The 11,184-nt window shown below is 63.8% G+C and carries 8 protein-coding genes; all 8 read left to right on the top strand.

Features of this window, described 5'->3' with window-relative positions; genetic code table 11:
- Positions 1 to 52 precede the first annotated feature (52 nt).
- The 8 genes from lipL (at position 53) to MTY59_RS24005 (ending at position 11,137) form a co-directional block, all read left to right on the top strand.
- Positions 53 to 1,339, top strand: a complete 1,287-nt coding sequence (gene lipL, locus MTY59_RS24040) for an esterase/beta-lactamase LipL (protein ID WP_221043370.1) — start codon at positions 53 to 55, stop codon at positions 1,337 to 1,339.
- A 135-nt stretch (positions 1,340 to 1,474) separates the two neighbouring features.
- Positions 1,475 to 2,644: an acyltransferase family protein gene (locus tag MTY59_RS24035; RefSeq protein WP_221043369.1), complete on the top strand. Its 1,170-nt coding sequence runs from the start codon at positions 1,475 to 1,477 to the stop codon at positions 2,642 to 2,644.
- Positions 2,645 to 2,809: 165 nt separating this feature from the next.
- Positions 2,810 to 4,054, top strand: coding sequence for an acyltransferase family protein (locus MTY59_RS24030; RefSeq protein ID WP_250160650.1), 1,245 nt, complete (start codon positions 2,810 to 2,812; stop codon positions 4,052 to 4,054).
- A 662-nt stretch (positions 4,055 to 4,716) separates the two neighbouring features.
- Positions 4,717 to 5,715 (top strand): sulfotransferase family protein, encoded by a 999-nt coding sequence (locus MTY59_RS24025; protein ID WP_221043368.1) that lies wholly within the window; start codon positions 4,717 to 4,719, stop codon positions 5,713 to 5,715.
- 177 nt (positions 5,716 to 5,892) lie between these two features.
- Positions 5,893 to 6,948 (top strand): NAD-dependent epimerase/dehydratase family protein, encoded by a 1,056-nt coding sequence (locus MTY59_RS24020; protein ID WP_221046628.1) that lies wholly within the window; start codon positions 5,893 to 5,895, stop codon positions 6,946 to 6,948.
- A gap of 287 nt (positions 6,949 to 7,235) precedes the next feature.
- The gene (locus MTY59_RS24015) at positions 7,236 to 8,039 is read left to right on the top strand and encodes a TylF/MycF/NovP-related O-methyltransferase (RefSeq protein ID WP_221046627.1); all 804 of its coding nucleotides are present in this window, start codon (positions 7,236 to 7,238) and stop codon (positions 8,037 to 8,039) included.
- Positions 8,040 to 8,167: 128 nt separating this feature from the next.
- Entirely contained in the window at positions 8,168 to 9,445 is a 1,278-nt protein-coding gene (locus MTY59_RS24010) for a glycosyltransferase (RefSeq protein WP_221043367.1), read from the top strand.
- Between the two features lie 405 nt (positions 9,446 to 9,850).
- Entirely contained in the window at positions 9,851 to 11,137 is a 1,287-nt protein-coding gene (locus MTY59_RS24005) for a glycosyltransferase (protein WP_221043366.1), read from the top strand.
- The last annotated feature ends 47 nt before the right edge of the window (positions 11,138 to 11,184 follow it).

The following is an 11,184-nucleotide window of genomic DNA, read 5'->3' as shown; positions in this document are numbered from 1 at the left end:
TAATCTTTGATTTCGCTCCACCCGGGAGTGTAATTCAAGTAAATTCAAAGTTGTGACGGTGGATACCCGAGTCGATCGCCGCGCGGTCCGTGTCCACGATGACCTTGACGCAGGTCATCGTGTGTCCGGCGCGGCGGACCCACACTTCGGTTGCGTCGTTCGTAGTTTCGCCAGCATGTTCCCGGCCCGCCGGTTCGGCGGCGGGGCGCTGGCCGTCTATGTCGACGGCCAGCCCGTCGTGGATGTGTGGTCGGGTTGGGCCGACCGCGGCGGCCAGCGGCCGTGGACGGAAAACACCGCGCCCATGGTGTTTTCGGCGACCAAGGGAATGGCGGTCACCGTCATCCATCGCCTTGTCGATCGAGGGCTGATCGACTACGACGCGCCCGTCGCCGAGTACTGGCCCCAGTTCGCGGCCAACGGCAAGGCCGACATGACCGTGCGCCAGGTGATGCGGCACCAGGCCGGGCTGTCGGGCCTGCGCGGCGCCACCAAGGAAGAACTGCTCGATCACGTTGTGATGGAAGAGAAGCTGGCCGCGGCGGCTCCGGGACGGCTGTTGGGCAAATCGGCTTATCACGCGCTGACGTTCGGCTGGCTAATGTCGGGCCTGGGTCGTGCCGTGACCGGGAAGGGCATGGGCACGCTGATCCGCGAGGAACTCGCCGAGCCGCTGGACACCGACGGCCTGCACCTCGGCCGGCCGCCGACCGAGGCCCCGACGCGGGTCGCCGAGATCATCTGTCCGCAGCACCTGATCGGCAACCCGGTCGTCAGCTATGTGACCCGCAAGGTCGCCAACGAGATGTCCGGGGCATACCGGTCGATGTACTTCAAGGGCCTCGTCGGCGCCGTCCAAGGTGACACTCCGTTGCTGGACGCGGAGATCCCGGCCGCCAACGGGGTAGCCACCGCGCGCGGGCTGGCACGCATGTACGGCGCCATCGCCAACGGCGGCGAGGTGGATGGCATCCGATTCCTCTCCCGTGAATTGGTCGCCGGCCTGACCGGTGAGCGCAGTCTGCGACCGGACCGAAACATCTTCGTACCGTTGGCTTTTCACCTGGGTTATCACACGCTGCCTATCGGCAATGTGATGCCAGGCTTCGGCCACGTCGGCATGGGAGGTTCGGTTGGTTGGGCAGACCCCGCTTCCGGGGTGGCGTTCTCGTTGGTGCACAACCGGCTGCTGACACCCTTCGTGATGTCCGATCACGCGGCATTCGTGGGCATCTACGCGCTGATCCGCAGGGCCGCGGACAAGGCACGCAAACGCGGATTCCGCCCGGTCACCGAGTTCGGGGCGCCGTTCTACGAGCCGGGAGCCGTCGCCGGCTGATGCCGGGCGGCGCCCAAACGGGCGGCGTAGGCTGAGTCGGATGTTTTCGGGCGCAATTCAGAATGGTGTGCTTTCATCCGCATGGCCGGCGGGCGAACTCAGTTCGCCCGCTCGACCGTGTAGCGGCGGCCTCTGATGAGCGCAGACCCCAAACTCCCTGACGCGAACTACATTGCGGACGGCCGGCCACAGCGGGCACGGACGGGGGGGCGGACGCTCGCGCAGGTATTCGATACGCGGAATAACGCGCTCAACGTCTGGCGCTTGGTGCTGGCGTCGGGCGTCATCCTCGAACACTCCTGGCCGCTCACCGGCCGCAAGTTGCACCCCCCGGTCGAGCAATTCCTGACCCAGGGGTGGGTCGACGGGTTCTTCGTCATCTCGGGATTCCTCATCACGGGCAGCTGGGTCCGCAACCCCCGGCTCCGCGAGTACTTCGTCGCGCGCGTTCTGCGCATCTTCCCGGGGCTGTGGGTCTGCCTGGCCGTGGTGGCCTTCGTAATCGCCCCGATCGCAGTGGCGATCCAAGGGGGGTCGGCGGTCAAGTTGCTGCTGTCTCCTGCGCCGATCACCTACGTGCTGAACAACGCCGTGTTCAACGTGTACCACGCCGGCATCGATGGAACGCCGAAGCACGTCCCGTTCCCCGGTGTGTGGGACGGCGTGCTGTGGACCCTCGTATTCGAATTGATCTGCTACGTCGCCGTCGCCGTTGCGGGCGTAGCCGGTCTGCTCAACCGCAGATGGCCCGCCCCAGTGGTTTTCACGCTCTTCCTGGTGAGCTCGGTGCTGGTGTCCTACCCGGTCGAGACGGCGCCGACGGTTGTCCAGATGGTGACCCGTTTCTCGCTGGTGTTCGCGGCGGGTGCCGTCCTGCACGAGTTCCGGGACGTGATCCCCGCTCGGTGGTCACTGGTCGCGTTGAACGCCGTCATCGTCGTGGTGGCCGGTTTGCTGGTGCCCAACTACCGGATACTTGCCGCGCTTCCGCTGGCCTACGCCGTCGTCGTTTCGGGCGCGCTGATCCACGACAAACGCCTGCGGTTGCGCACCGACCTTTCCTACGGCGTCTACATCTACGCGTGGCCGATGCAGCAGTTCCTGGTCATCTGCGGGCTGGCCTTCTTGCATCCGCTGGCGTTCGCGGTCGTCGCGGCCATCGCCACCCTCCCGCTGGCCGCGCTCAGCTGGTTCCTGGTGGAAAAGCGCGCGCTGTCGCTCAAGTCGCGCTTCAAGCGCAGAAGGCGGGGACCGGATGACTCGGGCGTTGGTGCACAGCCGAAGGCTGACGCCCATGGTCAATGACTGCCCACAAGCGGGGGGCGCGCCCGTCGGGCTCTTAATGCACGAACTCAAACTAAGATCAGGCATTTAAGCCAATACTCCGGCTAAACGACGGTTTCTATCGCCGGGGCATACCGCCGGTCTGTCGGGGTAAGCTGATCCGAGTGTTCTCGGGCGTAATTCAGAATGATGCGCTTTCACACGCATTGCAGGCGGGCGGACGCAGTTCGCCCGGTCGATCGTGTAGCGGGGGCCTCCGTTGAGCGCGACCCCAAACTTCGTGACGCGAACTACATTGTGAACGGCCGGCCACAGGAGGCACGGACGGGGGGACCGACACTCGCGCAGGTATTCGATCCACGAAATAATGCGCTGAACGCGTGGCGATTAGCGCTGGCGACGGGTGTCCTCCTGCAACACTCCTGGCCGCTCACCGGCCGCAAGATTCACCCGCCAGTCGAGCAGCTCCTCACCCAGTGGTGGGTGGACGGTTTCTTCGTCATCTCAGGATTCCTGATCTCGTCGAGCTGGGTCCGCGATCCACGGCTCCGCGATTACTTCGTCTCTCGGGGCCTTCGCATCTTCCCGGGATTGTGGATCTGCATGTTCATCGTGGCGTTCGTCATCGCCCCCATTGGGGTGGCGATCCAGGGCGGTTCAGCCCGGAGGTTGTTGCTCTCTCCGGGGCCGTTTCTATACGTGCTGAACAACAGCGTGCTGAACGTGTACTACGAAGGTATCAACGGAACACCACGCGACGTCCCATATCCGAAGGTGTGGGACGGTACTCTCTGGACGCTTATATTCGAGTCGTTCTGCTACATCGCCGTTGCCATTGCTGGTATCGCAGGACTCTATAACCGTCGTTGGCCTGCTCCCGTAATCTTCGCGCTCATACTTGCCGTGGCGGCGTTGGTCTCCTACCCGGTCGAAGGGGTGCCGACCTTTGTGCAGATGATGGCTCGTTTCGCCATCGTGTTCGCGGCGGGGGTGCTGGCTCATGAGTTCCGGGACGTCATACCGGCTCGATGGTCGCTCGTTGTGGTGAGCGGGGTCATCGTTGTGGTAACGGGCCTGTTGGTGCCCAATTACCGTGTGATCGCGGCTATTCCACTGGCTTACGCCGTCATCGTTTCAGCCGCACTGATTCGCAACAAACGCTTGCGGTTACGCACCGACCTTTCCTACGGCGTTTACATCTACGCGTGGCCGACGCAGCAATTACTCGTCATCTGCGGGCTAGGGTTTTTGCATCCGGTTGCCTTCGCGGTCGTTGCGGCCCTCGCGACCCTCCCGCTAGCCGCAATGAGCTGGTTCCTGGTGGAAAAGCGTGCGCTGTCGCTCAAATCTCGCTTTAGGCGCAGAGCGCGCGGCTGGGACGACATGGGCACGGGCGCACAACCGGTCGCCGACGGCGTCTCTGGCGAATAAGTCACCGCCGGTGCGAGTGAATCGCAGACTTGAGGTCGCCGCGATGGTGCATCGGCGCAGGGGAGCCTGGGCCTAGGGCTGGGGCCAGCCTGGTCAGCGCGGTCGAGCCCACCAAAAACTTGGCCTCCGGCGTGGTTCGCGCACGGGGGATGAGATCGTTTGTTAACGTAACCATGCTGCGTTCGCGGGAATGCACGGCCGATCTGATGACGGCTGCGCGTAGGTCTGCGGAGATGGTTTACCCGGGCTCTTAATGCAATTCGCGCCGGGCATAACAACCGAGCCGTGATGGCTGATCCGCGCGTTGTCATCCAAAAGTTAAGTAAACAAAACGGATTCGTAAATATTGTGTCCGGATCCTTCGTGCCGGGCTATAGTCCTTAGCGGGCGCAATAAAATTCGATGATCCGGGGGGCGAAGTTGACGGTCGCAAGTCAGGCCTGACTCCGCTGAGGAGGTCGGTAAGGGATCTCCTCTTTTTGTCAAAGATGTTGAGGGGGCTGTGATTCAGGCCTCTTGACTTCGTAGTCCGCGCGATCGGGATGGCTCCGGTGATTGCTGCGCGCCCGTCGAATGGGCCTGCATCAGATCGGAAGGGCATGAATAACAACAGAACTCCCGAAGTCGGTTAGCCGCCCGAGAAGTGAAAGGTTGGATTCGCGATGAGATTGGCCCTGTCGAGCAAACCAGCCGCCAACGCCTCCAATTCCTTCGGCACCCGTCCGGTTGTGTTGTTCGTGCTCGGGCCGCAACGGTCCGGAACCTCGGCGCTTACCCGGGTGCTCTCGCTATGCGGCGGCACCCTTCCGGCTGCGATGTTGGGTGCCGACGCGAACAACCCGCTTGGCTACTGGGAACCGCGGGCGGCCATTTCGCTGAACGAGACGATCCTGCGCCGGCTCGGGACCAATTGGTACGACCCGTCATTGCGGTTTCTGGATGACGGCGCGGTCGATCCCGGTGAGAGCAAGGGCTGCGTCGCGAAGATCGCCGCGTATCTGTCCACCCTGCCCGCCGCGCCGTTGGTGGTGATCAAGGAGCCCAGGATCACCACTCTGTCTGACCTGTGGTTCGAGGCGGCGCGCCAGGCCGGATTCGACGTCGCCTCGGTCATCGCCGTACGGCATCCGCAGGAGGTCATCTCGTCGATTGTGAAGTCCTGGCACGTTTCTCCGGCGCTCGCGAGTGCCTTGTGGCTGAAATGCAACATCCTCGCTGAGCGCAACACTCGCGGCGTGCCGCGCGTATTCGTCGACTACGCGAATCTTCTCGATGACTGGCGCCGGGAAATGAAGCGAATTTCCGTCGAGCTGCCGGTCGAACTGCATACCCGGGACGAGGACGCTATCGAGGAGTTCCTCACCCCCGGTCTCCATCGCCAGCGGCACTGCGGGCCGGTGACGGACCTTTTCGGCGCGGATTGGATCTCGCTGGTCTACGAAGTGTTGTACGAGGCCGCCCACGACGATCCGCTTGACATGTCAACGTTGGACCGCGTTTTCGTGTCCTACCGGGAAAGTGAGCGGGATTTCCGCAAGGCATTCGAGGACTTTCACGGATTATCGAACAGCGTGCTGTTCCGCATCTTCCGGCCAGTCATCGCGCGCCCGGTGATGGAGGCCCTTGCCATGGCGCATCGGCACCGGGGGACTTGGGCCTAGCCTCTTCGCCTGCTCCTTTTCAGCGTTTCGCGCGAATTCGAGGTGGCGTCGGTCCGCTTCGCAGGATCCTCTGATGCTGCGCAGAGTCCCCGATATGATCGACCGGACCGCGCGGCGATGCCGGTTGCGTAATTTCCTCTGCACACGAAAGAAAGGCGTCGATTCTTGTCAGCGTCCGTGCTCATCAGTGGTGGGGCAGGATTCATCGGGTCGGCGCTCTCCCACCGTCTCGTCGATGCCGGATACGACGTCGCGGTGATGGACGTCTTGCATCCCCAGGTGCACGGCGGCGGCCGGCCGATTGAGCTGCCCTCAACCGTGCGGCTGTTCACCGGTGACGTCACCCATGCGCCCGACTGGGACGCCGTGTTGCGATTGTTCCGCCCTTCGCAGGTCGTCCATCTGGCGGCCGAGACCGGAACCGCACAGTCGCTGTCCGAGGCGACGCGCCACGGCTCGGTGAATGTCGTTGGAACGACTCAGCTTCTTGACGCCCTGAGCCGCTCGGGAATCGTGCCCGAGCAACTGGTCCTGGCCTCGTCCCGGGCGGTCTACGGCGAGGGCGCGTGGCAGTCCGGCGAGCGGATCTTCCACCCGAAACCCCGCAGCCACGCGCAACTGCTCGCCGGTGTCTGGGACCCGCAGGGGCCGGCGGGCGAACAGGCGCAGCCGCTGCCGAGCCGTGCCGACCGAACGGAGCCCCGCCCCACCAACGTGTACGCGGCGACCAAGCTGGCCCAGGAGCACCTGCTGGCTGCCTGGACGGCCGCGCACGACACCAACCTCAGCGTGCTGCGTCTGCAAAATGTCTACGGCCCCGGCCAGTCACTGACCAATTCGTACACCGGGATCGTCGCGCTGTTCGCGCGGTTGGCGCGGCAGGGGCTTGCGCTGGAGGTCTACGAGGACGGCCGGATCGTGCGCGACTTCGTCTACATCGACGCCGTCGTCGACGCGCTGCTCGCCGCCGTCCAGCAGCCCGCGACCCAGCCGCGCTGCCTCGACATCGGGTCCGGCAACGCGACAACCATCCATGAGTTGGCCAACAAGATCGCCGCCATGTGTGGCGCGCCCGAACCGGTCGTCGTTCCGAAATTCCGCGACGGCGACGTGCGCGCTGCGAGTTGCGACATCGAACCGGCGCAAACCGAGCTGGGTTGGCAACCGAAGGCCACCCTCGACGAAGGTCTGGGCGCCCTGCTCGACTGGATCGGCGGGCAGCCCGAGTCTTAGGCCGCGTCGAAAGAATCGGGCCGTCCCCTCGCTGAAAACGTCGGGCGCCGCTGAGGGCGGTCTCCCCAAGTCGAGCAGCCGAGGCCGCCGCGAATTTACGCTTATGATGGTTGCTACTACCCGGTAGGGCAGGGATGGTCAGCCGGTAGGACGGGTCAGGTCAAGTGGGCCGGTCAGGTGTCCTCGTTGGAATGCGAAACGCCTTGACCGCCTCGACGTTGTCGAGGCCTCACCGCGAGTACTTCATCTCAACTAAGGGGCCAGCTTTGACCGTTGCCGATCGTGACATGCGATCTCCTTTCCTCGACACCCGATCCGCATATCTTGACCTGCTGCGACGTAACCTCACCCGGTACGGCAGCGACGAGTTGGTGCCGGTGGGCTGGAATTACTTTGGGCGTCCCCTCTTCAGCACCCGCAATTTGCTGCTGGTGCGCAAGCGCCCGTTCAACAAGCAGGCGCGTGATCTCGGGCTTGACTGGCCTGCGGATGCCTTGACGATGATCGGCATGAAGCGGCTGACCAGTTTGCAGCACTGCGTGGAGACCGTCCTGAAAGAGGATGTACCCGGCGATCTGGTCGAGTGCGGCGTGTGGCGGGGCGGCGCATCGATCCTGATGCGGGCCGTGCTGTCGGCGTACGGAGACGAGAAGCGATCGGTGTGGCTGTGCGATTCGTTCGAAGGGGTGCCCCCGCCGGATACCGACAATTACGAGGCCGACAAGGGCATCAGATTGCATACGGCTGCCGTCCTGGCCGTACCCCAGGAGCAGGTCAGGGCGAATTTCGAGCGGTACGGACTGCTCGATGATCGGGTTCGATTTGTTCCGGGCTGGTTCAAGGACACCCTGCAGGACGCCCCGATTGAGCGCATTTCGGTGTTACGGCTGGACGGCGACCTTTACGAGTCGACGATTCAGGCGCTCGATGCGCTCTACCCACGGCTGTCGTCCGGGGGCTTTTGCATCATCGACGACTACCACGCCATCGCTGCATGCCGTCGGGCGGTGACGGACTACCGTACGCAACATGGCGTGACCGCAGAGATCGAGGAGATCGACGGTACCGGCGTGCTGTGGCGCAAGCCTTGAGGCGCACCCGCGCTTAGTTCGTCCTCGATGCAGTCGCGCAAACCGGTGCTGTGGAGTTTCGTCGATATTTACAGTGATGTCGGTGCTTCACCGCCATTGATGGCGCAACCGAAGGGCGTGGATTCGCGATGAAATGTGTGCTGGCCAGTTATGGAACGCGCGGTGACATCGAGCCTTCCTTGGTTGTGGCGCGCGAACTGCAACGCCGGGGGCACGACATGGTCATGGCGGTCCCGCCCGACTCGGTGAGCTTCACCGAAGCCGCGGGGCTGACGGCCGTCCCGTACGGGCTGGAATCGCAGGCCTGGCTCGACGTGTACCGCGACTTCTGGACATCGTTCTTCCGCGGCTTCTGGAAGATCCAGGAAATGCGCGTCATGTGGCGCGAGATGTGGGACCTCAGCGACCAGTGCTGGGCGCAGATGAACACCACGTTGATGTCGCTGGCGGACGGAGCCGACCTGGTGTTCGCGGGGCAGAGTTACCAGGAGCCGGCGGCCAACGTCGCCGAATATTACGACCTTCCGTTGGCCACGCTGCATCACGTGCCCATGCGGCCCAACGGCCAGGTTGTCTCGATCCTGCCGCCGCCGCTGGCCCGCTCGGCGATGACGGCGTTCGACTGGTTCTGTTGGCGCCTGAACAAGAAGGTCGAGGACACCCAGCGCCGAGAACTGGGGCTGCCGAAGGCAAAAGGACCGTCACCGCGGCGCATCGCCGAGCGTGCATCGCTGGAAATCCAGGCGTACGACGAGGTTTGCTTTCCCGGTCTGGCCGCGGAGTGGGCGAAATGGGATGGCCTACGGCCGTTCGTCGGAACGCTGACAATGGAGCTGACCACCGACGCCGACGACGAGGTGATGTCCTGGATTCGCGGCGGAACCCCGCCGATCTGTTTCGGATTCGGCAGCATGCCGGTCGAATCCCCGGCCGACACCGTCGAAATGATCAGCTCGGCGTCCGCGCAGCTGGGGCAGCGGGCGTTGATCGCCGCCGGCCGTAGCGACTTCAGCGGAGTCCCGCTCGCCGATCACGTCAAGGTGGTGGGCCCGGTGAACTACGCGACGATATTTCCCGTCTGCCGCGCCGTCGTTCACCACGGCGGTTCGGGTACCACCGCCGCGAGCTTGCGCGCCGGAGTTCCCACGCTGATCCTGTCGATGGACGCCAACCAGACAATCTGGGGAGCTCAGCTCAAACGGCTGAAAGTTGGTACCACACGACGGTTTTCGGCAACCGACCGGGAATCGTTGGTGGGGGACCTGCGGCGGATCCTGGCCCCGGACTACGCTGCGCGCGCCCGCGAGATCGCCGCCCGGATGACCAAGCCGGCCGACAGCGTGGTGAAGGCCGCCGACGTGGTGGAGGATTTCGTCAGCTCGCGGAGTCGTACTAGTTCGAGCTAGCTCGTCATCCCTATTGTGCAGGGCGAATAGCTGATTCAGCTATCGATCAGGGCACGCGGAGCTATCCGGACCGAGTTGCTACTTTCTCGAGACACGATGTCGATCGTCTGGCACACTTACGTAGAATCAGGCGACGACGCCTGGGGTACAGCCATACCGCCCCAGAGTCGTCATACTTCTACGGTCGGGGGGAAAGGCCGATGAGGTTGGCTTTGCAGCACTCGACTGTACCGGTGCGCTCTCGCAATCTAATTCGGCCTCGGGGCGCCAAATCCGTTGCGAAACAACTACATCCAATGTCTCTGACCACATCGCAGGGCCACTGGCGGACCGCAGGTTACCGAGCGGAAACGCCACAGTCAAAGTTGCCCATGCCGTCGGGGATTGATTAAGGTAATAGGCGCGATGAAATTTGCTGTGGCAAGCTATGGAACGCGTGGGGATATAGAACCTTGCCTCACCATCGGGCGCGAGCTGATGCGCCGGGGGCATTCGGTTCGGATGGCCGTCCCGCCCAATCTCGTCGGTCTGGCCGAAGCGGCCGGACTTCCGGCGATCGGCTATGGGCCCGATATGCACGACTTTTGGAGCGACGAGTTCATTCGGGATTTCTGGAAGAACTTCGTCAAGGGTCCCGTCAGCCTGATCCGCGAAGCCTGGGAACCGGTGCTGCGGAACTGGCAGGAAATGAGCTCGGCGCTGATGTCGGTGGGTGCGGGCGCTGATTTGCTGTTCACCGGCCAGCTTTACCAGGATTTGGCCATCAATGTCGCTGACTACTACGGCATTCCGATGGCCACGCTGCACTACATTCCGATGCGACCCAACGGCGTACTGCTTCCGAAGGTGCCCGCGCCCCTGGTCCGCACCGGTATGTCGATCTACGACTGGATGTGCTGGCGGATGAACAAGAAGGCCGAGGATCGGCAGCGCCGCGAGCTCGGCCTGCCGACCGCCACGGTTGCCTCACCGCGACGCATCGCCGAACGCGGTTCGCTGGAGATTCAGGCCTACGACGACGTGTGCTTTCCCGGGCTTGCCGACGAATGGGCGAAATGGGGCACTCAGCGGCCGTTCGTCGGTTCGCTCACCATGGAACTGACGACGGACTCCGACGACGAGACCTTGTCATGGATCGCCCAGGGAACGCCGCCGATCTGTTTCGGCTTCGGCAGCATGCCGGTCGCCGAGACTCCCGCCGATACGGTCCGGATGATCGGCGCCGCCTGCGCGCAGCTGGGGGAGCGGGCGTTGATCTGCTCAGGTTGGAGCGACTTCAGCGACGTTCCCCAGTTGGACCACGTCAAGGTCGTGGGCGTGGTCAACTACACGAAGATCTTCCCGGCCTGCCGTGCCGTCGTGCACCACGGCGGATCGGGCACCACGGCGGCGGGCATGCGTGCCGGCATTCCCGCGCTGATCCTCTGGACGGCGGGTGATCAGCCTATGTGGGGGTCTCGCGTCACGCGGTTGAAGGTCGGCACGTCCCGGCGGTTCTCGAGCGCCACCCCCGAAACTCTCGTTGCGGACCTGCGAAAAATCCTCGCCCCGGAGTACCTCACCCGCGCGCGTGACCTCTCGGCCCGCATGAGCAAGCCCTCCGAAAGCGCGGGGCGCGCTGTCGATTTGCTGGAGGAATTCGCTCGCTCGGGGCGCTCTGTCCCGGACGCTCGAGCCGGGCGAAATCGCTGAGCGCCGGAGACGGATACACTGCGAAACGCAATTGACGGCGCCGACGG

It is taken from the genome of Mycobacterium senriense (genome assembly GCF_019668465.1).
In the GTDB taxonomy this organism is placed as follows: Bacteria; Actinomycetota; Actinomycetes; order Mycobacteriales; family Mycobacteriaceae; genus Mycobacterium; species Mycobacterium senriense.
The sequence above is the reverse complement of the archived record's forward strand: the minus strand, read 5'-3'. Positions and strand labels throughout refer to the sequence as shown.